At 68.2% G+C, this 21,089-nt stretch carries 18 protein-coding genes, 1 rRNA gene and 2 pseudogenes; 13 read left to right on the top strand and 8 right to left on the bottom strand.

The features are described from left to right. Positions 1-99 (top strand): 5S ribosomal RNA (gene rrf, locus D477_RS21345); the annotation flags it as partial. A gap of 201 nt (positions 100-300) precedes the next feature. Here the strand turns inward: rrf and D477_RS22795 are convergent. After that, the gene (locus D477_RS22795) at positions 301-1,071 is read right to left on the bottom strand and encodes a hypothetical protein (protein WP_190273581.1); all 771 of its coding nucleotides are present in this window, start codon (positions 1,069-1,071) and stop codon (positions 301-303) included. 201 nt (positions 1,072-1,272) lie between these two features. Between D477_RS22795 and D477_RS16335 the strand changes: the two genes are divergently transcribed. The 10 genes from D477_RS16335 to D477_RS16290 are packed head-to-tail and all read left to right on the top strand — an operon-like array spanning position 1,273 to position 10,767. Further along, on the top strand, positions 1,273-2,091 hold the full coding sequence (locus tag D477_RS16335; protein ID WP_052510823.1) for a hypothetical protein: 819 nt from the start codon (positions 1,273-1,275) through the stop codon (positions 2,089-2,091). Then, a complete protein-coding gene (locus tag D477_RS16330) occupies positions 2,084-3,073 on the top strand; it encodes an HAD-IIA family hydrolase (protein ID WP_005272032.1) in 990 nt (329 codons plus the stop codon). The genes D477_RS16335 and D477_RS16330 overlap by 8 nt, the downstream gene beginning before the upstream one ends. A 51-nt stretch (positions 3,074-3,124) precedes the next feature. Beyond that, complete coding sequence (locus D477_RS16325; RefSeq protein WP_005272029.1) at positions 3,125-3,343, top strand: hypothetical protein; 219 nt, start codon at positions 3,125-3,127, stop codon at positions 3,341-3,343. 6 nt (positions 3,344-3,349) lie between these two features. Then, positions 3,350-4,201: a TlyA family RNA methyltransferase gene (locus tag D477_RS16320; RefSeq protein WP_005272026.1), complete on the top strand. Its 852-nt coding sequence runs from the start codon at positions 3,350-3,352 to the stop codon at positions 4,199-4,201. Further along, entirely contained in the window at positions 4,198-5,193 is a 996-nt protein-coding gene (locus D477_RS16315; RefSeq protein ID WP_005272023.1) for an NAD kinase, read from the top strand. The genes D477_RS16320 and D477_RS16315 overlap by 4 nt, the downstream gene beginning before the upstream one ends. Continuing rightward, positions 5,190-6,911, top strand: a complete 1,722-nt coding sequence (gene recN / locus D477_RS16310; RefSeq protein WP_005272021.1) for a DNA repair protein RecN — start codon at positions 5,190-5,192, stop codon at positions 6,909-6,911. The genes D477_RS16315 and recN overlap by 4 nt, the downstream gene beginning before the upstream one ends. Then, on the top strand, positions 6,908-8,605 hold the full coding sequence (locus D477_RS16305; protein ID WP_005272019.1) for a CTP synthase: 1,698 nt from the start codon (positions 6,908-6,910) through the stop codon (positions 8,603-8,605). The genes recN and D477_RS16305 overlap by 4 nt, the downstream gene beginning before the upstream one ends. 1 nt (position 8,606) lies before the next feature. Further along, positions 8,607-9,281: an NUDIX domain-containing protein gene (locus D477_RS16300; RefSeq protein WP_005272015.1), complete on the top strand. Its 675-nt coding sequence runs from the start codon at positions 8,607-8,609 to the stop codon at positions 9,279-9,281. Positions 9,282-9,284: 3 nt separating this feature from the next. Continuing rightward, positions 9,285-10,262 (top strand): site-specific tyrosine recombinase XerD, encoded by a 978-nt coding sequence (xerD, locus tag D477_RS16295; RefSeq protein WP_005272012.1) that lies wholly within the window; start codon positions 9,285-9,287, stop codon positions 10,260-10,262. A gap of 25 nt (positions 10,263-10,287) precedes the next feature. Further along, a complete protein-coding gene (locus D477_RS16290; protein WP_005272009.1) occupies positions 10,288-10,767 on the top strand; it encodes an NUDIX domain-containing protein in 480 nt (159 codons plus the stop codon). 9 nt (positions 10,768-10,776) lie between these two features. On the opposite strand, the gene D477_RS16285 is transcribed toward D477_RS16290, so the two are convergent. The 4 genes from D477_RS16285 to D477_RS16270 are packed head-to-tail and all read right to left on the bottom strand — an operon-like array spanning position 10,777 to position 15,019. Then, positions 10,777-11,919, bottom strand: a complete 1,143-nt coding sequence (locus tag D477_RS16285; protein WP_005272006.1) for a bifunctional 2-methylcitrate synthase/citrate synthase — start codon at positions 11,917-11,919, stop codon at positions 10,777-10,779. After that, positions 11,916-12,845, bottom strand: a complete 930-nt coding sequence (gene prpB, locus D477_RS16280) for a methylisocitrate lyase (RefSeq protein WP_005272003.1) — start codon at positions 12,843-12,845, stop codon at positions 11,916-11,918. Before prpB ends, D477_RS16285 begins: the two co-directional genes overlap by 4 nt. After that, the gene (locus D477_RS16275) at positions 12,846-14,366 is read right to left on the bottom strand and encodes an MmgE/PrpD family protein (protein WP_005272000.1); all 1,521 of its coding nucleotides are present in this window, start codon (positions 14,364-14,366) and stop codon (positions 12,846-12,848) included. Further along, a complete protein-coding gene (locus D477_RS16270; protein ID WP_005271984.1) occupies positions 14,363-15,019 on the bottom strand; it encodes a GntR family transcriptional regulator in 657 nt (218 codons plus the stop codon). Before D477_RS16270 ends, D477_RS16275 begins: the two co-directional genes overlap by 4 nt. Before the next feature lie 200 nt (positions 15,020-15,219). On the opposite strand from D477_RS16270, the gene D477_RS16265 reads away from it, so the two are divergent. Next, positions 15,220-17,115, top strand: a complete 1,896-nt coding sequence (locus tag D477_RS16265) for an acetate--CoA ligase (protein ID WP_005271980.1) — start codon at positions 15,220-15,222, stop codon at positions 17,113-17,115. Between the two features lie 12 nt (positions 17,116-17,127). On the opposite strand, the gene D477_RS16260 is transcribed toward D477_RS16265, so the two are convergent. The 3 genes and pseudogenes from D477_RS16260 to D477_RS23730 form a co-directional block, all read right to left on the bottom strand. Then, the gene (locus D477_RS16260) at positions 17,128-17,841 is read right to left on the bottom strand and encodes a response regulator (RefSeq protein ID WP_005271977.1); all 714 of its coding nucleotides are present in this window, start codon (positions 17,839-17,841) and stop codon (positions 17,128-17,130) included. Positions 17,842-17,941: 100 nt separating this feature from the next. Continuing rightward, positions 17,942-18,208 (bottom strand): annotated as a pseudogene (locus tag D477_RS23735) (sensor histidine kinase); the annotation flags it as partial. A 607-nt stretch (positions 18,209-18,815) separates the two neighbouring features. Next, positions 18,816-19,382: pseudogene (locus D477_RS23730) on the bottom strand (histidine kinase); the annotation flags it as partial. A 299-nt stretch (positions 19,383-19,681) separates the two neighbouring features. Here D477_RS23730 and D477_RS16250 point away from each other — a divergent pair. Further along, a complete protein-coding gene (locus D477_RS16250) occupies positions 19,682-21,061 on the top strand; it encodes a C4-dicarboxylate transporter DctA (protein ID WP_005271971.1) in 1,380 nt (459 codons plus the stop codon). Positions 21,062-21,089 lie beyond the last annotated feature (28 nt).

Raw genomic sequence — 21,089 nt, 5'->3', positions numbered from 1 at the left:
GGGGAAACGCCCGGTCCCATTCCGAACCCGGAAGCTAAGACCCGCAGCGCCGATGGTACTGCACCCGGGAGGGTGTGGGAGAGTAGGTCACCGCCGGACACAACATCACAGGTCAAGGGGCACCGCCAACGACGGCGGGGCCCCTTGACCCCTTTAACCCCGCCCTCCAACGACCCGAATTCCACAAGGCGCCCGCTGCAGTGCGCCTTCCGATTAGAATAGGGACGGCGCATTATTCGCCGATTCTTTGGTTCCCTGACCAAACAAACCACCAGATAAACAGCGTACGGCGGCCGCCGGCTACCAGGAATTTCCGGCCGCACTGAGAGGAGCTCCGGCATGGCTGAATTCCGTGCTCATGATGGACGGAACGATAAGGGCGGTGCCGGCCGGGGCGGTTTCAGCGGCCGTGGCGCGGGAGGCCGCGGCGGGCAGGGATCCGGCCCGCGCAAGTCGGGTGGCGGAAGCCGCGGAGGCCAGGGTGGCCCATTCCGCGGTACGAGCAACTCCGGCGGTGAGCCGCGCGGCTACCGGGCCCGGGGCCAGCGCAACGAGGGGCCCCGCGAGGACCGGCAGGAAGGCGGCTTCGGCCAGCGCGGGCCGCGGCGTGACTACGACCGTCCGCGCTTCGACCGTGAGGCCGGCGAGGGTCGGCGCCGTGAGGGTGGTTATGGCGGGCGCAGCGAAGGTGTTGAGGGGCGGCGCCGCGAGGGCGGTTACGGCGGGCGCAGCGAAAGTGGCGAGGGTCGCCGCCGTGAAGGTGGTTACGGCCGCCGCACGTCCGAGGACCGGAGGCCAGCTGATGGACGTCGCAGCGGCGACGACTTCAAGCCCCGCTACCAAGGTGGCGAAAAGGGCCCCCGCCGTGAAGGCGGCTACAGCCGGCGGGATGAATCCTCGGGTGAGGGCCGCAGTCGTGAGGGCGGTTACGGGCGCCGGCAGGAGCGCCCCGAAGCCGGAGGCGGCCGCCGGGGCGACGACAGGTTCCGGGGTCGGGCTGAAGGCTCTCGTGATGGTGAGGGACGCCGCGGTGGCCCCGGTTCGCAGCCCCGCAGGGAAGAACGTGGGCATGGACAGCGGGACTCGGAGCGTGCCGTAGGGCATGCCGGAGCCGACCAGCGGCAGGACCTGCGCAGTGCCAACCGGGCAGACCGGCCGAGGTCGCCGCAGATCGACGATGACGTCACCGGGCAGGAGCTGGACCGGTCAGTCCGGGCGCAGTTGCGCACATTGGAATCCAAGAGTGCTGAATGGGTCGCCAAACATCTGGTCATGGCGGCGCGGCTGCTGGATGACGAGCCGGAGCTGGCCTTCCAGCATGCCCTGGCAGCCAGCAGGCGCGGCGGCCGTATGGCACCAGTCCGGGAGGCTGTGGGGCTGACGGCTTATAGCGCCGGGCACTACGGTGAAGCGCTGCGGGAATTCCGCACATTCCGGCGGATCAGCGGCTCCAACGTGCATCTGCCGGTCATGGTTGACTGCGAACGCGGTCTCGGCCGCCCCGAACGCGCACTGGAAATGGCGAAGTCGGAAGACGCTGCCGAGCTGGATGCTGCTGGCAAGGTCGAATTGGCCATCGTGGTCTCCGGTGCCCGCGCGGACTTGGGACAGAATGAGGCTGCGGTGTCGGCGCTGGAGATCCCCCAGCTGGACCGGAACCGCGCGTTTTCGTTCAGTCCGCGGTTGTTCCGTGCCTACGCGGACGCGTTGCAGGCTGTCGGCAGGGGCGCGGAGGCCGACGACTGGCGCAGGCAGGCACGTGTGGCAGAGAACGCGCTGGGTGTCGGTGACTTTGCAGAGCCGGAGATCATCGACTTGGGCGAGGACGAGGTGCCCGAGAAGCCGCCGCGTCCGTCGCGCCACGCTGACAGGGCGCTTCCTGCGAATACGGAGCAGCCGGGCGAGGAGCAGCCGGACGAGGGGCAGCCGGCTGAGATGGAAGCTACCGCCGAGGAAGCTGACCTGTCGGAATCCGGCGAAGCAGCTGCTGCCGAGTCCGGACTGGTTGCCGGCGAGCCTACGGCTGAGTCAGCCGGCTCCAATGAAGTGCAGGAAGAACCGAGCAAGGGCACGCCCGCGTCCGATGACTGAGCCTCTGATCTCCCGTTACGACGCCCTTCTGTGCGATCTCGACGGCGTGGTCTACGCCGGCGCGGGCGCCATCGAGGGTGCAACCGAAGCCCTGGAGGCGCTGGAAGCCGCCGGTGTCTCCCTGGGCTACATCACGAACAACGCCTCGCGCTCACCCGAGCAGGTTGCCGCCCACCTGCGGGAACTGGGCGCTCCCGCTGCAGCCGAGCAGGTTTTCGGATCGGCGCGAGCCGGGGCCGAACTGCTGGCCCGTCATGTACCGGCGGGTGCCAAGGTGCTGGTCGCGGGCAGCGCTACTCTGACCCGCGAGGTGCAGGAGCGCGGGTTCGTGACGGTCGATTCGGCCAAGGAGCAGCCTGCGGCAGTCATCCAGGGCTTCGATCCGCTGATCGGCTGGACCGACCTGGCTGAAGCATCCTATGCGGTGGCGGCCGGCGCTGTCTGGGTGGCGACGAATACGGACCTGACAATTCCGCGGGCCGAAGGCATCGCGCCGGGCAACGGCTCGCTGGTGGCAGCGGTCAGCGCAGCCACGGGCGCCCAGCCGTTGGTGGCCGGCAAGCCCGAGGCGCCGCTGTTCCGCACCGCGGCCGACCAGCTCGGAGCCTCGACGCCCCTGGTGGTGGGCGACCGGCTCGACACAGACATCCTGGGCGGGAACAACGCAGGCATGGATACCGCCGTCGTACTAACCGGTGTCGATACAGTGGAAAACGTTCTCGCGGCGCGCACCGCCGAACGGCCGCGGTATCTGCTGCCGGGACTGGCAGCCCTGTACGAGCCGTACCCTGAGACGCTGCGGGAGGGGGACGTTTTCCGTTGCGGTACTGCAGCTGCCGAGGTCTGTGGGGATGTGCTCCGCCTCGCCGGCGGAACAGGGCTCGACCTGTGGCGGGCCGCGTGTGCCGCCTGGTGGACCGCCGTTCCGGACACGGAGGCACCGGCTGTTCCCGCGATCGAACACCGCGCGCGGCTAGACTGAACAGAGCGAGCTGCGGCTCGATGACCAAGTGTAAGGAGTTCCCGCACCGCTATGGACCAGCATGCAACCGGGCCGCAGAGCGGCGGCGGCGCAGGACCGTTGGCGGAAGTGCAGTGGCCGCGGGAGGTGCTGGCGACATCGGACGCTGACGTGGACGCAATCATCGGCGATCTGCCACAGCTGCGCGGCCTCCCGGCCGCGGAACAGGCCGCGGTGTTTGAACGAATCCACGACGAACTGATGGCCGACCTGGATGCCGGAGCCGACTGAGCCAGCATGAGCCGACTCGACCAGGAACTCGTCAGCCGTGGGCTGGCCCGTTCGCGGACCCATGCCGCCAAACTCATTGCCGCCGGCCTTGTAAGCCGCGGCGGGACCGTCCTGACCAAGGCCTCGGCGCCAGTTACGCCCGGGGACCAACTGAGCGTCGACGCGGGACCGGGACCTGACTACGTCAGCCGGGCCGGGCACAAGCTGGCCGGGGCGCTGCAGGCCTTCCCCGAGGTGAACCCGGCCGGGCTCCGCTGCCTCGACGCCGGCGCCTCGACCGGCGGATTCACCGAGGTACTGCTGCGTGCGGGAGCCCGCGAAGTCGCCGCCGTGGATGTGGGCCACGGGCAGCTGGTCCAGCGGCTGCGCGACGACGGCCGGGTCCACGTGTTCGAGGGGCTCAACGTCCGCTACCTCGAGCCAGCCGCGATCGGCGGGCAGGCTGCCCTGACGGTCGCTGACTTGTCCTTCATCTCGCTGACCCTGGTGATGGGGCCGCTGAGCCGCGCGACGGAACCCGGCGGCGACATGCTCCTCATGGTCAAGCCCCAGTTCGAGGTGGGCCGCGAAGCCCTGGCGAGCACCGGCGTCGTTAGTTCCGAACAGGAAAGGCGCCGCGCGGTGGAGCAGGTGATCCGTTCGGCGCTGGTCGAGGGGCTCCAGGTCGAGGGCATCGCGCGCAGCCCGCTGCCGGGCCAGGACGGGAATGTCGAGTTCTTCCTGTGGATCAAGGTCCCGCTGTCAGAGCGGGCGCCTAGGATCGGAGATGAACTTGATGCCGCCGTCCACCAGGCGCTGGCGCTGTATCCGGCCGCCGGACACGAACCACCGCACGAATTATCGGGAGGGACAGCATGAGCAGGAAAATTCTGGTCCTGGCGCATACCGGCCGAAAGGACGCTATGGCTGCCGCCCAGGAAACCTGTGCGCAATTGCACTCCTCCGGGCTGGTGCCGGTGCTGCGCCGCAACGAAGCCGAGCACTGCCGGCAGATCTACGGGGACCTGGCAGCACCGGTGGAGATCCTCGGCGAGGGCGTTTCGCTGGAGGACATCGATCTGGGCATGGTGCTGGGCGGCGACGGAACGATCTTGCGTTCCGCCGAACTGGTGCGCGAGTCGGACGTCCCGCTGCTCGGCGTGAACCTGGGCCATGTCGGCTTCCTGGCCGAGAGCGAGCGGGCAGACCTGGCGCAGACCGTGCACTGGGTGGTGGACCGGGACTACACGGTCGAAGAGCGCATGACCATCGACGTCCAGGTCTGGCTGGAGAAGCGGAAAATCGGGCACACTTGGGCGCTGAACGAGGCGACGGTGGAAAAAGCCGATCGCCAGCGCATGATTGAGGTCGTCGTCGAGGTGGACGCGCTGCCCATCAGCACCTTCGGCTGCGACGGCGTGGTGATGGCCACTCCGACCGGTTCCACCGCGTACGGCTTCTCCGCCGGGGGACCGGTGGTGTGGCCGGAGGTCGAAGCGCTGCTGATGGTGCCGATTAGCGCCCACGCCCTGTTTGCGAAGCCGCTGGTGGTGGCGCCCGACTCGGTGATGGCTGTCGAGGTCCTGAACCGCACGGACGCCAACGGTGTGCTCTGGTGTGACGGGCGACGCAGCCTTGACCTGCCGCCGGGATCACGCGTGGAAGTCACCCGTTCGGAGAAGCCGGTCCGGCTGGCCCGCACCCGGAGAACACCCTTCGCGGAGCGGCTGGTGCGCAAGTTCGAACTGCCCACGCAGGGCTGGCGCGGTCCGGTCCGGGCGGAAGACGCGCAGCCGCTCACCGCGTCGCTGCCCACTGTCAGAACTGTTGAACCACACCATGTCCCGCCGGAAGGGGAGGGCAGACCATGATCGAGGAAATCCGCATCAGCAACCTGGGCGTCATCACCGACGCCACGCTGCCGCTGGGGAAGGGGCTCTCGGTGGTCACCGGCGAGACCGGCGCCGGCAAGACCATGGTGGTGACCGCGCTGGGCATGCTGCTCGGTGCGCGGTCCGACGCCGGCGCCGTGCGCACCGGGGCACGGTCCGCGGTCGCCGAGGCCGTCGTCCGGCTGGTTCCGGAGAGTCCGGCACTGGCACGTGCCGCGGAGGCGGGAGCGGCCATTGAGGAGTACGACGGCGAAGCGGAACTTATGCTGGTCCGTACCGTGAACGCCGACGGCCGCAGCCGGGCGCATGTCGGCGGGCGGTCCGCGCCGGTCGGCACGCTGGCCGAGATCGGCGAGCAGCTGGTGGTGGTGCACGGCCAGTCCGACCAGCTGCGGCTGAAGAGCCAGGCCGCGCAGCGCGAGGCGCTGGACAAGTTTGCCGGCAACAAGCTGGCCAAGCCGCTGGCCGCCTACCGGAAGGCCTACGGCCGCTGGCGGGAGGCGGCGCGGGAGCTGCAGACGCTGCGCACCGAGGCGCGGGAACGCTTGCGCGAGGCTGAGGCACTGCAGCTCGCGCTGGAGGAGATCGACCGGATCGACCCGCAGCCGGGCGAGGACGAGGCGCTGAAGGCAGAAGCGACCAAGCTCGCCAACGTGGAACAGCTGCGCGCCGCCGCCCAGCTGGCCCACCAGGCGCTGGTGGCCGAGGAGTTCACCGAAAGCGGGGACGCGACGTCGCTGGTGGACACCGCCAAGCGGACGCTCGAACAGGTCCAGGAAGACGATCCCGAGCTCGCAAAGTCAGCCGGACGGCTGGCCGAGGTCGGCTACATCATCGCCGACGTCGCCGCGGAGCTGGCCAGCTACAGCGCCGCGCTGGACAGCGAGGGTCCGGAGCGCTTGGCTGAACTCGAGGCGCGGCGGGCTGACCTGGCCGTCCTGGTGCGCAAGTACGCTCCAACCATCGACGAGGTGCTTGAATGGGCCGCCGTTGCCCGCTCGCGGCTGGATGAACTGACGGATGATTCGACCAGGATCGAGTCGCTGGAAGCCGAGCTGGCCTCGCTGGATGCCGAGCTGGCGTCGCTGTCCGGGACCATCACAGGGGTGCGGACCAAGGCCGCGGCGGAGCTGGCCAAGAAGGTCGGCCAGGAGCTGAGCGCCCTGGCCATGCCGGACGCCAAGCTGCAGATCGACATCGAGCCGGCCGGCGAATTGGGGCCGTACGGCGCGGACACCATCGCGTTCCTGCTCCGCCCGCACCCCGGCGCGCCCGCGCGTCCGCTGGGCAAGGGCGCCTCCGGCGGCGAGCTTTCGCGCGTCATGCTGGCCATTGAAGTGGTGCTGGCCGCGGTGGACCCGGTGCCGACGTTCGTCTTCGATGAAGTCGACTCCGGCGTGGGCGGCAAGGCGGCCGTCGAAATCGGCCGCCGGCTGGCCATGCTGGCCCGCTACGTCCAAGTCATTGTGGTTACCCACCTGCCCCAGGTGGCGGCGTTCGCCGACAACCACATCCGTGTGTTCAAGTCCTCCACCAAGGCCACGGCCAAGGACGACGGCGTGACCGCCAGCGATGTGCGCCTGCTCTCGGAGGAGGAGCGGGTGACCGAGCTGGCGCGCATGCTCGCCGGCCAGGAGGAATCCGAACTCGCCCGGGCGCATGCCCAGGAACTGATCGAAGGGGCCAAGGAAAGGTGATAGGCTCGAACTCCGTGGTGCAGCGAACTAATTCCCGGTTTTCCAAGTCGTCCAAGACGACCAAGCATATCTTCGTCACCGGCGGCGTGGCGTCGTCCCTCGGGAAGGGACTGACGGCTTCCAGCCTCGGTCACCTGCTCCGGGCACGCGGCCTTTCCGTCACCATGCAGAAGCTCGATCCTTACCTGAATGTGGATCCGGGCACCATGAATCCGTTCCAGCACGGCGAGGTCTTCGTCACGGACGACGGCGCCGAGACGGACCTGGACATCGGACACTACGAGCGGTTCCTGGACGAGAACCTGGACGGCTCGGCCAATGTCACGACCGGCCAAGTCTACTCAACCGTGATTGCGAAGGAGCGCCGCGGCGAGTACCTCGGCGACACCGTGCAGGTCATTCCGCACATCACCGACGAGATCAAGCGCCGGATGCGCCTGCCCGCGGACGGGAAGAAGGCCCCGGACGTGATCATCACCGAAATCGGCGGCACCGTCGGGGACATCGAATCCCAGCCGTTCCTCGAAGCCGCCCGCCAGGTCCGCCAGGACGTCGGCCGCAACAACGTCTTCTTCCTGCACGTCTCCCTGGTGCCCTACATCGGCCCGTCGCAGGAACTGAAGACCAAGCCGACCCAGCATTCCGTGGCCGCGCTGAGGTCCATCGGCATCCAGCCCGATGCCATCGTGATCCGTTCCGACCGCGACATCCCGCTGGCCATGCGGGACAAGATCGGGCGAATGTGCGACGTGGATCCGGATGCTGTCATCAGCTGCCCGGACGCGCCGAGCATCTACGACATCCCGAAGACGCTGCACGCCCAGATGCTGGACGCGTACATCGTCCAGCACCTTGACCTGAAGTTCAAGGACGTCAACTGGACCAAGTGGGACCGCCTGCTCGAGGCCGTCCACAATCCCAAGCACGAGATCGAGATCGCGCTGGTCGGCAAGTACATCGACCTGCCGGACGCCTACCTGTCCGTCACCGAGGCACTGCGCGCCGGCGGCTTCGCCAACCAGACCAAGGTCCGGATCCGCTGGGTCCCCTCGGACGACTGTGCGACAGAGGAAGGCGCGGCCCGTTCGCTGGCAGGGGTCAACGCGGTCTGCGTGCCCGGCGGCTTCGGCATCCGCGGCCTTGAAGGCAAGCTCGGGGCCCTGAAGTTCGCGCGTGAGCGGAAGCTGCCCACCCTCGGCCTCTGCCTGGGCCTGCAGTCCATGGTCATGGAGTATGCCCGGAACGTGGTTGGGCTGGAAGGCGCTTCCTCCACCGAGTTCGACCCGGACACCAAGTTCCCGGTGATTGCCACGATGGAAGAGCAGCTGGAGATCGTGGAAGGCAAGGGCGACCTGGGCGGCACCATGCGCCTGGGACTCTATGACGCTGCGCTCAAGGGCGGCTCCGTGGTGGCCGAGACCTACGGCGCCACCAAGGTTGCCGAGCGGCACCGCCACCGCTACGAGGTCAACAACAAGTACCGCGGCGAGCTGGAGGCGGCCGGCCTGGTCTTTTCCGGCACGTCCCCGGACGGCAAGCTGGTGGAGTTCGTCGAACTGCCGCGCAAGGTCCATCCCTACTATGTGTCCACCCAGGCGCACCCGGAACTGAGCTCGCGCCCGACCCGGCCGCACCCGCTCTTCGCCGGCCTGGTCGCCGCGGCGCTGGACCACGGCCAGAAGGCCGGCGCGTAGCATGGCCGCCGGCCGGGGCTTTGCCGACGAGCACGATCCGCGCCGCCTGATCGAGTCGAAGACCCTCTACGAGGGCCGGATCTGGAACGTCGTCAGCGACACATTCAGCCTGACCGGGGACGACGGCGACGTGCTGGTACGCGACTACATCTCCCATCCCGGGGCGGTCGCCATCGTGGCGCTGGACGACCAGGGCCGGGTGCTGCTGCTCAAGCAGTACCGGCAGCCGGCCGGAATGTCGCTGTGGGAGGTCCCGGCCGGACTGCTGGACATTGAGGGCGAGGACTTCGTCGCCGCCGCCGCACGGGAACTGGCCGAAGAGGCGGACCTGACGGCAGGACGCTGGGACGTGCTGGTTGACTTCTTCAACTCACCGGGATCCTCGAGCGAGGCCATCCGCATCTACCTGGCGCGGGAAATCGCAGAGGTGCCCGAGGACCAGCGGCACACCCGCACGGAAGAAGAAGCCGAAATCGAGCACCTCTGGGTGGATCTGGAGGAAGCGGCAGCTGCCGTCATGGAGGGGCGGGTGCACAACCCTTCGGCAGTAGCCGGCATCCTGGCCGCGGCCCACGCCGCACGCTCCGGCTTCACGGGCTTGCGGCCGGGGGACGCGCCATGGCCCGAGCATCCCAGCCAGCGGAGCCACCGGACGGCAGCGGAAGCCGGCCGGTGATCCATGGCGGCAACCGCTCCGGCCGCCGCGGCCGATGAATTCAGCGCCACTGCCGTAGGCCGGGCCGCGTCCGGCTACCTGCAGCACATGGCGGTCGAACGCGGCCTGGCCGTCAACACGCTGGCGGCCTACCGGCGGGACCTGAAGCGCTACCTGCACTTCCTGGCCCAACGGCAGATCGAGGCTCCGGAGCAGATCACCCGCCACGATGTCACCGCTTTCGCCCAGGCCCTGTCCGACGGATCGGACGGGGCATCGGCGCTGAGCGTGCGCTCCGCCGCCCGCACCATTGTGGCCGTACGCGGGCTGCACAAATTCTGGCTGCTCGAGGGCATCACCGGCGCCGACCCTGCGATGGATGTGCATCCTCCGATGCCGGGCAAGCGGCTGCCGAAGGCGATCACGGTGGGCGAGGTGACCCGGATCCTCGAGTCCGTGAACACCGAAACCGCCACAGGCCTGCGGGACCGCGCGCTGCTGGAGTTTCTCTATTCGACCGGAGCCCGGATCAGCGAAGCAGTTGGACTCGATGTGGACGACGTAGCCGCCCTCGACGCGGCGGAGGGGACCGCCGTCGTACGCCTTTTTGGCAAAGGCTCCAACGAACGAGTGGTGCCGCTGGGCTCCTACGGCGCGGAGGCTGTGGGCAGCTACCTCGTCCGGGCCCGTCCGGCGCTGGCGGCCAAGGGCCGCGGCACGCCGGCACTGTTCCTCAACGCGCGGGGCGGAAGGCTCAGCCGCCAAAGTGCCTGGACAATTCTGAAAACCGCGGCGGAGCAGGCCGGCATCGAGCGCGATGTCTCCCCGCACACGCTCCGGCATTCCTTCGCGACGCATCTGCTGGAAGGCGGCGCCGACGTCCGCGTGGTCCAGGAACTGCTCGGCCACGCTTCGGTCACCACGACCCAGGTCTACACCCTGGTGACGGCCGACACCCTCCGCGAAGTGTATGCGGCGGCGCACCCCAGGGCGCTGGGCTAGCGGCGCCCGGGGCTAGACTCGCTTCATGGAGCCGATCCGGGTTGCCCTCTGTTTCCTGCTGCGCGAGGACGCCGGCGTGCGCTCCGTGCTGCTCGGGCACAAGAAGACCGGCTTCGGCACGGGCAAGGTGGTTGGTGTCGGCGGGAAGCTGGAGCCGGGCGAGGAGGCGGCCGAGGCGGCCTGCCGCGAAGTCTACGAAGAAACCGGCATGGTGGTCCGGGCGGAATCGCTGGTGCCGGCCGGGAGGATCCTGTTCGACTTCCCGTTCCGGCCCCAGTTGAACATGGACACCCTGCTCTTCACCACCCGCACCTGGGAGGGCGATCCGGCCGAATCCGACGAGATCATCCCGCAGTGGTACCGGGTGGACGCACTGCCGCTGCAGCTGATGTGGCATGACGCCGGCACCTGGCTGCCGCTGGCACTTGACGGCCACGGCCCGAACCTGCGCATTATCCTCAACGAGGACAACGCGACGGTCCGGGCCGCGGTGCCGCTGGACTGATCCGGGGCGCTACAGGGAGCGCTGCTCCGGACCGTTGTATTCGCTCAGCGGACGGATCAGCGAATTGGCCTCCAGCTGCTCCATGATGTGCGCGGTCCAGCCGGTGATCCGGGCGCACACGAACAGCGGTGTGAAGGTCGGCGTGTCGAAGCCCATCAGGTGGTAGGTCGGGCCCGCCGGGTAGTCGAGGTTCGGCTTGATGTTCTTCTTCTCGGCCATGGCGGATTCCAGCGCCGTGTACAGCTCGGCCAGATCCGGGCGGTCGTAGTGCGCGATCATCTTGTCCAGCGCGGCCTTCATCGTCGGGACGCGTGAATCGCCCTTCTTGTAGACGCGGTGGCCGAAGCCCATGATCTTCTTCTTGCTCGCAAGGGCGTCATCCAGCCACGTCTTGGCACGCCCGGTGATGTCCGGTCCCTCTGTGCCGATCTCCTCGAAGGTGTGCATGACCGCTTCGTTGGCGCCGCCGTGCAGCGGGCCCTTGAGCGCCCCGATGGCTCCGGTGACCGCCGAGTGCAGGTCGGCCAGCGTGGAGGTGATCACCCGGGCGGTGAAGGTCGAAGCGTTGAACGAGTGCTCCGCGTAGAGGATCATCGAGACGTTGAATGCGTCGACCACGTCCGGTGCTGCCTCTTCGCCGAAGGTCATGTAGAGGAAGTTCGCCGAATAGCCCAGGTCCTCCCGCGGCTCCACCAGCTCCTGCCCCCGGCGCCGGCGCTGGTCGTAGGCCACCACTGCCGGGAACGCGGCGAAGAGGTCCTTGGACTTGGCCAGGTTCGCCTCCGGCGAGGAATCCTCGGCCTGCGGGTGCCGGGCACCGATGACGCTGGCGGCCGTCCGGCACACATCCATCGGGTGCGCGCTGAGCGGCAGCGAATCGATCACGGACTTCACGACCGGATCCAAGGCCCGGCCTGCGCGTTCATGCGCGGTGAACTCCGCCAGCTCCGCAGCAGTGGGCAACTCGCCGTGCCAGAGCAGGTAGGCCACCTCTTCGAAGCTGCACTGCGCGGCCAGTTCCTGCACGGGGTAGCCGCGATAGAGCAGCGAATTGGTTTCCGGGTTCACCTTGGAGATGCGCGTAGTGTCAACGACGACGCCGGCAAGTCCCTTGTGGATCTCCGGTACTTCGGTTGCTGTTTGGGTAGTCATAGCGACTCCTTCGTCTGCGATTGGTGTTGTCCGGGAACCTGGAAATTGAAGACAGACGTATCGAAGTGGTTATAAGCTTCATAATCCACCAATTCGTACAATCGTGCACGTGTGAGCATGTTGCCCACTTCTTTTTCCTGGGTGCCGTTGGCGTTGATGGTTTCCAGCGTGCGTTCTGCGGCGCCCATGGCGCTGCGCAGCAGGGTGACCGGGTAGATGACCAGGTTCACGCCGACCGAGGCCAGTTCGTCGACCGTGAACAGGTCGCTCTTGCCGAACTCGGTCATGTTGGCCAGGATCGGTACGTCGACGGCGTCGCGGATGGCCTTGAATTCTTCCAGGGTGCGCATGGCTTCCGGGAAGATGGCGTCGGCGCCGGCGTCGACGAGTGCCCGGGCGCGGTCCTGGGCGGCTTCCAGTCCGTCGACTGCGCGGATGTCGGTGCGGGCCATGATCAGGAAGTTGGGGTCGCGGCGGGCGTCGGCTGCGGCGCGGATGCGCTTGGTGGCGGTGTCCAGGTCGACGACGTTCTTGCCGTCGAGGTGGCCGCAGCGCTTGGGGTTGAACTGGTCTTCGATGTGGCAGCCGGCCAGCCCGGCGTTCTCCAGTTCCTGGATGGTGCGGGCTACGTTCATGGGTTCGCCGAAGCCGGTGTCCGCATCCACCAGGGCGGGCAGGTCGGTCATGCGGGCGATCTGGCCGGCGCGGGTGGCGACTTCGGTCAGGGTGGTCAGGCCGATGTCCGGCAGGCCGAGGTCGTTGGCCAGGACGGCGCCGGAGATGTAGACGCCGCCGAAGCCTTTTTCCTGGATCAGCCGGGCCGAGAGCGGGTTGAACGCGCCAGGGAACTGCTGGATGGTGCCGGAGGCCAGCGCGGCGCGCAGGGCGGCGCGCTTTTGCTGCGGCGTAGTCGTTGAGTACAGCATCTAGAACAGTCCCTTCGGGCCCGCGGCCAGGTTGATGACGCCCGGTGCGGCGGTGATGTTGAGCTGGTCCAGCTCGCCTGCGGCGAGTTCGGGGAGGCGTTCGACGGCGGCCAGGAACCGGTCGATCTCGGCGTCTTCCACCAGGCCGGCCGCCAGCGTGCGCAGCTTGTTGATGTACTGTTCGCGGGCGAACGGGCGTGCGCCGAGCGGGTGGGCGTCGGCGACGGCGATCTCGTCGCGGATGACGGTGCCGTCCGCCAGGGTGATCTCGACCGAACCGCCGAAGGCCTTCTCCTGGATGTCCAGGGAGTGGTACCGCCGGGTCCACTCCGGGTCCTCTTCCGTGGTGACCTTGTGCCAGAGGGCGACGGTGTCCGGACGGGCGGCACGTTCCGGTGCGTAGGAATCCACGTGGTGCCACGCGCCGTCCTGGAGGGCTACCGTGAAGATGTACGGGATTGAGTGGTCCAGCGTTTCGCGGGAGGCAGTCGGGTCGTACTTCTGCGGGTCGTTGGCGCCCGAGCCGATCACGTAATGCGTGTGGTGCGACGTCTTGATCAGGATGCTGGCGACGTTCTGCGGATCCGTGGCTTCCGGGTGCTCGCGGTTCAGCTTGCGGGCCAGGTCGATCCAGGCCTGGGCCTGGTACTCCGCCGAGTGTTCCTTGGTGTAGGTATCCAGGATGGCGCGCTTGGCCTCGCCGTCTCCCGGCAGGGGCACCTCATAGGAAGCATCCGGCCCGTCCAGCAGCCAGGCGATCACGCCGTCTTCGCCTTCGTAGATCGGTACCGGCGAGGTTTGGCCCCGCATCGCCCGGTCCACGGCCTCCACCGCCATTTTCCCGGCGAACGCGGGGGCGTGCGCCTTCCACGTGGAAATCTCGCCCTTGCGGGACTGGCGGGTGGCCGTCGTCGTATGCAGTGCCTGCCCCACGGCCTGGAAGATGGTTTCGACGTCGAGGTTCAGCAGGGTGCCGATGCCGGCGGCGGCGGACGGGCCGAGGTGGGCCACGTGGTCGATCTTGTGCTTGTGCAGGCAGATGGCCTTGACGAGATCGACCTGGATCTCATAGCCGGTGGCCAGGCCGCGGATCAGGTCGCGGCCGCTGGCGCCGGTGTGCTGGGCGACGGCCAGGATCGGCGGGATGTTGTCCCCGGGGTGGGAGTAGTCCGCCGCAAGGAAGGTGTCGTGGTAGTCCAGTTCGCGGACCGCGACGCCGTTGGCCCAGGCCGCCCACTCCGGCGACGACTTTTCCGCGATGCCGAAGATGCCGGCGCCCTGGCCGTTGGCCGAAACCGGGTGGCTCAGCGCCTGGGCGCGGGCTGACACGATGGGGCCGCGGTTCAGCGAAGCGATGGCCACCGAGGCGTTGTCGATGATCCGGTTGATGACCATGTTGGTTACCTCACTGTCGACCTCGACCGGGTCGACGGCGACTTTGGCGATCTTGTAGGCAAGCTGGTCTTCGCGCGGCAGGTTTTCTTCGCTGCGGTAGACGCGGACTTTGTGGTTGACGGTCATGAAGCTGTCCTCTCGGATGACTGCTGGGTGGATTTGAGATGTTCAAGGCTCTGGTGGAGGTGGACCGCGGTGGCTGCGGCGGCGAGCTGGCTGTCGCCGGAGGCGATGGCACCGGCGATGTTGGCATGCTCGGTGGCCGCGGCCAGCAGGCGCAGCGGGTTGTCTTTGGCCAGGCGGCGGATCCTCACCAGATGCACGCGGAGGTTCTTCAGCGCCTGCAGCAGGTAGGGGTTGCCGATGGCTTGGTCGATCGAGCTGTCCAGCCGGGACACCAGTTCGTAGTAGTCGTGCCGGCCGGGGTCGTTCCGGCCCAGCAGCTCCGCCGCCGAAGAGAACTCCGACTGCAGCCGGGCAAAGACGGCGGGATCTCCGCGGCGTGCCGCGAGCGAGGCTGCCTGGCATTCGAGCGCCGAGCGGAGTTCGAAGATTTCGGTGATGTTCTCCAGCGAGATCGCGGCGACGACGACCCCGCGGCCGCTGTGCGGTGCGGTCAGTCCTTCAGCCGTGAGCCGGCCCAGTGCTTCGCGCAGCGGAGTCCGCGAGACGCCAAGCCGCTCGGCCTGTTCGACCTCACCGAGGACGGTGCCCGGTGGCAGGCGCCACTCGACGATGTCCTCCCGGAGGGCCCAGTAAGCGCGCTCGCCGGCCCGCATCGGCGCTTCCTTCGCCGCGGGGTGGTTCATTCGCTTGCCCATGTCTCGATTGTATACAGAAGAGTGAGAGAGTCAAGGGATTTCCGGCCGACTGCTGGTGGTTTCACGGTTTCTGTATACATAGCCCTTGACTGGCGGGCGCCCCGCCCAGCTAGGATGAGCTACGTCACACTGTTTGGCCAACTGCCTGAGGGGAACCTATGGAAGCCAGCTACCGCACGACCTACGAAGCAAGCCTGGCCGATCCGGAAAAGTTTTGGCTGGAGGCTGCCGGTGCCATCGAATGGACCGGGTTTCCCCGGCACGCGCTGGATGGGGCCCGCGCCCCGATCTACCGTTGGTTCCCGGACGGAGAGCTCAACACGAGCGTGAATGCGCTGGACCGGCATGTGGCTGCCGGCAGGGGAGACCAAACCGCCTTGGTCTACGATTCCGCCATGCTCGGCACGCAGCGCCGGTACAGCTATCGCGAGCTGCTGGCCGAGGTCGAGCGCTTTGCCGGCGTACTGCGCGGCCTCGGTGTCCGGGCGGGGGACCGGGTCATCATCTACATGCCCATGATTCCGGAAGCGGCCATGGCGATGCTGGCCGCGGCACGCCTGGGTGCGGTGCACTCCGTGGTCTTCGGCGGGTTCGCCGCGCGGGAGCTGGCTGCCAGGATCGACGATGCCACCCCGGCAGTGGTCGTCACCGCTTCCGGCGGGCTCGAGCCGTCCCGCCGCGTGGAGTACCTGCCGGCGGTGGACGAAGCCATCCGCACGGCCGGGCACAAGGTGCCCAACGTCGTCGTCAAGGCCCGCGACGGCTTCGGGCACGGAGTGGAGGACTTCGATGGCGGGGCCACCGCCTGGCATGACTGGGACCGGCTGGCCGCCTCGGCCCAGCCCGTCGCCGCCGTACCCGTGAAGGCAACGGATCCGCTCTACATCCTCTATACCTCCGGCACCACGGGTGCGCCCAAGGGCGTCGTGCGGGACAACGGTTCGCATGCGGTCGCGCTGGCCTGGTCGATGAAGAACATCTACAACGTAGGCCCCGGCGACGTGATGTGGACGGCTTCCGACGTCGGCTGGGTCGTCGGCCACTCCTACATCGTGTATGGTCCGCTGCTGGCCGGAGCCACCACGGTGCTCTACGAGGGCAAACCGGTGGGCACGCCGGATGCGGGAGCGTTCTGGCGGGTAGTGCAGGACCACAAGGTCAATGTCCTGTTCACCGCGCCGACCGCCCTGCGGGCCATCCGCAAGGCCGACCCGGACGCCGGGCTGCTGGACGGGTACGACCGCTCCAGCCTGCGGACGCTGTTCGCGGCAGGGGAGCGGCTGGACCCGGAAACGTACGACTGGATTGCCGCCGCGCTGGCCGTGCCGGTGATCGACCACTGGTGGCAGACCGAGACGGGCTGGGCCATCGCGGCGAACCCGATGGGGCTGGAGCCGTTGCCGGTCAAGGCCGGTTCTCCGACTGTCCCGGTGCCGGGCTACCGGGTGGAGATCGTGGACGGGGCAGGTCGGCCCGTACCGGCGGGGACGGAAGGCAACATCGTCATCCGGCTGCCCCTGCCGCCGGGAACGCTGGCCACGCTCTGGGGCAACGACCGCCGCTTCGTCGAGTCCTACCTGCAGACCTTTGAGGGCTGCTACGCCACCGGCGACTCCGGCTATTTCGACGGCGACGGCTACCTTTTCGTGATGGGGCGCACCGACGACGTCATCAACGTTTCCGGGCACCGGCTCTCCACCGGAGCCATGGAACAGGTGGTGGCGAAGCATCCGGCCGTGGCCGAGTGCGCCGTGGTCGGCGTGGCCGACCGGCTCAAGGGCCAGCGGCCCAGCGGCTACGTAGTGCTGAAGGCCGGCGCCGGGATCAGCCCGGACGTCCTGCAGCAGGAACTTGTCGCCCTGGTCCGCGAGCAGATCGGACCGGTGGCCGACTTCAAGGAAGTGCGCGTGGTGGCGGCGCTGCCGAAGACCCGCTCCGGCAAGGTGCTGCGCAAGACCATGCGCCAGATTGCGGACGGGGAGGAGTACGTCGTCCCGTCAACCATCGAGGACGCGTCGGTCATCGACGAGCTGGTGCGGACCATGCGCTCCTGACGGCCCGGACGGTCAGTCCCGGCGCCAGCTGTACTCGAACTCCGGCCGACCGCGGGTGCCGTAGCGCGGCGTGCGTACGGCCGCGTTTTGCTCGGCCAAGTGCTCCAGGTAGCGGCGCGCGGTGACCCGGGACATGCCGGTCTCGGCGGTGACTTCGACGGCCGAGACCGGGGTCCGGCGGGACTTGAGCAGTTCGACGACGCTGTTGAGCGTCTCCTCGCTCAGGCCCTTGGGCAGGACCGCCGGGGACGGAGCCCGCAGCTTCGCGAAGGCGCTGTCCACGGCGGCCTGCGTGGTGGCGCTGCCGTGCTGGGTGAGGCTGTCCCGAAACTGCCGGTAGTGGTGGAGCTTCTCGCTGAAGGCCGCGAACGTGAACGGCTTGATCAGGTACAGCGCGATGCCAGACGAGATCGCCTTGCGCACGATCGGCAGCTCGCGGACGGCGGTCACGGCAATGACCTCGACGCCTGCTCCGGAACCGCGGATGCGGCGCAGCACGTCCAGCCCGTGCAGGTCCGGCAGGTTCATGTCCAGCAGCACCAGGTCGACCTTGGCGGGCTGGCCTGCCGCCGGCCCGCTGGACAGTCCCAGGACGGCCAGCGCTTCGGAGCCTGTTGAAGCGACCCCGGCCAGCTCGAAACCGTCGATCCGGCGGACGTATTCGGCGTGGGCGGCCGCGGCCACGGATTCGTCCTCGACGACGAGGACGCGGATCGGCTCAGCCACGCAGGCCGTCCCGGTCACCGGAGGCAGGGGAAACAGGGCGGGCCAGCGGCAGCGACACGGTAAACACCGCCCCTTCATCATTGTCCACGGTCAAGTCCCCGCCCATTCTAGTAACCGCCAGCCTCACCAGCGCCAAGCCGACGCCGCGCTGGGTCCCGCCGCCGGCCTTCGAACTGAAGCCGAGGGCGAAAATCCGCTCGCGCTCGCCGTCCGGCAGCCCCGGGCCGCTGTCGTGGACCTGGATCCAGAGCCGGTCCGCCGTGGTGAGGAAATCGATGGAGACCTCCTTGCGCTCGCAGGAGGATACGGCGTCGAAAGCGTTGTCCAAAAGGTTCCCGACGATGGTGACGAGCGCTTCCGGATCCATGCCCGGACTGCCCGGAGGCGGCTGCGTCCACCCACCGACGGCGGGGCTGGCCGTGATGTGCAGTTCGATGCCGCGTTCGTTGGCCTGCGCCGCCTTGCCGACGAGGAGGGCCGTGATGAACGGTTCGTCGATGGCGTTGACCACGTCGTCGGTCAGCTGCTGGAGACTGCTGCAGGTCGCGGGAGGCGAACTCGAGGGCCTCGCGGTGCCGGCCCAGCTCGATGAGCGAGACGATCGTATGCAGCCGGTTGGAATGCTCGTGCGTCTGGGCCCGGAGCGCATCCCGCAACGTCCGCATCGATTCCAGTTCGCCCGTCAGGTACTGCACCTCGGTGCGGTCGCGCAGTACCGCGACGCTGCCCAGCGCCGGAAAGCCGACGGCTGCGCGGGTCCGGCCGCCCGCGCTGCTGCTGCGCGGAGCCGCGGGGTCCTGGCTGACCAGCAACACGTGCTGGTCCGTAACGAGCACCTCGTCCTGGACCGCTTGGCCCTGCAGCAGCAGGTCCTTCAATGCCGGCGGGATCCCGAGCGAGGCGACGGCCGGGGCCGGGTCGCCGGGGCTGCGCAGCGGCAGGCCCAGCATCCGTGCGGCCTGGTCGTTGTAGAGGACCAGCCGGCCTTGGGTGTCCACCAGGAGCATTCCTTCCCGCACGGAGTGCAGCACGGTCTCGTAGAACACGAAGATCCGGGAGAGCTGGGCCGGTCCCCAGCCCAGCGTCACCCGGTTGAGGTAGCGGCTGAGCAGCCACGATGCCAGCGAGGAGGCGGCCATCACGGCCAGGGCCACGAAGAAGACGAAAGGCAGCCGCGCATTGAGCGCGACCGAGACGTTGGAGACCGTGACCCCGGCCGCGACCATCGCGCGTACGGTCCCGGACTCGTCCTTCACCGGCACGATAGCGCGGATGGAGGGCCCGAGCGTGCCGGCGAAGACTTCGGTTTCCGGCTCTCCGGCCAGCGCCTGGTCGATGCTGCCGATGTAGGCGCCGCCGATTTCGGCGGGATTGGGATGCGTGTAGCGGGTGCGGTCCGGCGCCATGATGGTGATGAAGTCGACGCCGGCATCCCGCCGGACCTTTTCGGCATACGGCTGGAGTTCCGCCGTCGGATCCGCCGAGCCGATGGCCTCCAGCACAAAGGGGCTGTCGGCGATCGCGACCCCGATGGAAGTCATCCGCTGGGCCGCGCGCTGGTAGTTCTGTTCCCGCGCATCGAGGAACAACAGGGTGGAGACTGCCGCCGTCAGCAGCAGGAGGAACACCAGCTGGCCGACGAGGATCCGCGTCGCCAGGCTCCAGTTCTTCAAGGTTCTCCTTTCACCGCCCCGTGCCGCAGCGTGAGGTTCCGTCCCGGCAAGCCGCCGGGTGCGAACAGTATGAACGCAATAGTGATGCCGGTCACCCCGGCAAGCAAGATGGTGCTCGACGAAGCTGCCGCCGGTCCGCGCGGCCCATCCCTTCAAGGAGTAAACCATTGGCATCGACCACGCAGGTCCCCAAGGCTGATTCGAAGCCGAAGAAGGACAGAACCCACTTCCTCTACATCGCCGTCATCGCAGCCGTGGTGCTCGGCGCCGTCGTCGGACTGGTGGCACCGGACGCCGGCCAGGCACTGAAGCCTGTCGGCACCGCCTTCATCGGCCTGATCAAGATGATGATCGCGCCGGTCATCTTCTGCACCATCGTGCTGGGCGTCGGCTCCATCGCCAAGGCCGCCACCGTCGGTAAGGTGGGCGGGCTCGCATTGCTCTACTTCATGGTCATGTCGACCTTCGCGCTGGGCCTCGGCCTCGTGGTCGGCAACATCATCCACCCCGGCGAGGGGCTGGACATCCAGGGCACCAGCTACGAGACCGAAGCGACCGAGAGCCACGGCACCGTGGACTTCCTGCTGGGCATCATCCCGACCACGCTGCTGTCCTCCCTGACCGAGGGCAACATCCTCCAGACGCTCTTCGTAGCCCTCATCGTCGGCTTCGCCCTCCAGAAGATGGGCCCGGCCGGCCAGCCGATCCTGCGCGGGATCAGCCACATCCAGGCGCTGGTCTTCCGCATCCTGATTATGGTCATGTGGCTCGCGCCCATCGGTGCCTTCGGTGCCATCGCCGCTGTGGTCGGCGCTACCGGCGTGCAGGCCATCATCAGCATGGCCACGCTGATGATCGGCTTCTACATCACCTGCATCCTGTTCATCGCCGTCGTCCTGGGCCTGATGCTGAAACTGTGCACCGGGGTCAACATCTTCAAGCTGATGCGCTACCTCGGCCGGGAGTACCTGCTGATCTTCTCCACGTCCTCCTCCGAGGCCGCCCTGCCGCGGCTGATCGCCAAGATGGAGCACCTGGGCGTGTCGAAGCCCGTCGTCGGCGTCACCGTGCCGACCGGCTACTCCTTCAACCTGGACGGCACCGCCATCTACCTGACCATGGCCGCCCTGTTCGTCGCCACCGCACTGGGCACGCCGCTGGAGCTCGGCGAGCAGATCTCCCTGCTGGTCTTCATGATCATCGCCTCCAAGGGCGCCGCCGGAGTGACCGGAGCCGGCCTGGCCACGCTGGCCGGCGGCCTGCAGTCCCACCGGCCGGACCTGGTGGACGGCGTTGGCCTGATCGTCGGCATCGACCGCTTCATGTCCGAAGCCCGGGCGCTGACCAACTTCACCGGCAACGCCGTGGCCACCGTGCTGATCGGGACCTGGACCAAGGAAATCGACCGGGCACGCGTCGACGAGGTGCTGGAGCGCCGGCTGCCCTTCGATGAGCAGACCATGGAGGCAGGCCACGGCCAGCCGGCGGAGGAGGCGCCTGCCGCGGCAGCGCCTGCCGCCGACCGCGAGCTGGCCGGCGTGCGCTGACCCTTACCCGGCCATAACGACGGCGTGC

This window comes from Arthrobacter crystallopoietes BAB-32, from assembly GCF_000328305.2.
Classification (GTDB): Bacteria; Actinomycetota; Actinomycetes; order Actinomycetales; family Micrococcaceae; genus Crystallibacter; species Crystallibacter crystallopoietes_A.
Note: the sequence above shows the minus strand (reverse complement) of the source record. Positions and strands in the feature narration are given on the sequence as shown.

Bases quoted from the DNA above. Each gene is read 5' to 3' on its own strand.
- D477_RS16275 (WP_005272000.1), bottom strand. From the start codon at position 14,366: ATGACCGTCAACCACAAAGTCCGCGTCTACCGCAGCGAAGAAAACCTG.
- D477_RS16330 (WP_005272032.1), top strand. From the start codon at position 2,084: ATGACTGAGCCTCTGATCTCCCGTTACGACGCCCTTCTGTGCGATCTC.
- D477_RS16270 (WP_005271984.1), bottom strand. From the start codon at position 15,019: ATGCGGGCCGGCGAGCGCGCTTACTGGGCCCTCCGGGAGGACATCGTC.
- D477_RS16325 (WP_005272029.1), top strand. From the start codon at position 3,125: ATGGACCAGCATGCAACCGGGCCGCAGAGCGGCGGCGGCGCAGGACCG.
- D477_RS16300 (WP_005272015.1), top strand. From the start codon at position 8,607: ATGGCCGCCGGCCGGGGCTTTGCCGACGAGCACGATCCGCGCCGCCTG.
- D477_RS16320 (WP_005272026.1), top strand. From the start codon at position 3,350: ATGAGCCGACTCGACCAGGAACTCGTCAGCCGTGGGCTGGCCCGTTCG.
- D477_RS16265 (WP_005271980.1), top strand. From the start codon at position 15,220: ATGGAAGCCAGCTACCGCACGACCTACGAAGCAAGCCTGGCCGATCCG.
- xerD (WP_005272012.1), top strand. From the start codon at position 9,285: ATGGCGGCAACCGCTCCGGCCGCCGCGGCCGATGAATTCAGCGCCACT.
- D477_RS16315 (WP_005272023.1), top strand. From the start codon at position 4,198: ATGAGCAGGAAAATTCTGGTCCTGGCGCATACCGGCCGAAAGGACGCT.
- D477_RS16290 (WP_005272009.1), top strand. From the start codon at position 10,288: ATGGAGCCGATCCGGGTTGCCCTCTGTTTCCTGCTGCGCGAGGACGCC.
- D477_RS16285 (WP_005272006.1), bottom strand. From the start codon at position 11,919: ATGACTACCCAAACAGCAACCGAAGTACCGGAGATCCACAAGGGACTT.
- D477_RS22795 (WP_190273581.1), bottom strand. From the start codon at position 1,071: ATGCCCACGTTCTTCCCTGCGGGGCTGCGAACCGGGGCCACCGCGGCG.
- recN (WP_005272021.1), top strand. From the start codon at position 5,190: ATGATCGAGGAAATCCGCATCAGCAACCTGGGCGTCATCACCGACGCC.
- D477_RS16335 (WP_052510823.1), top strand. From the start codon at position 1,273: ATGGCGGCGCGGCTGCTGGATGACGAGCCGGAGCTGGCCTTCCAGCAT.
- prpB (WP_005272003.1), bottom strand. From the start codon at position 12,845: ATGCTGTACTCAACGACTACGCCGCAGCAAAAGCGCGCCGCCCTGCGC.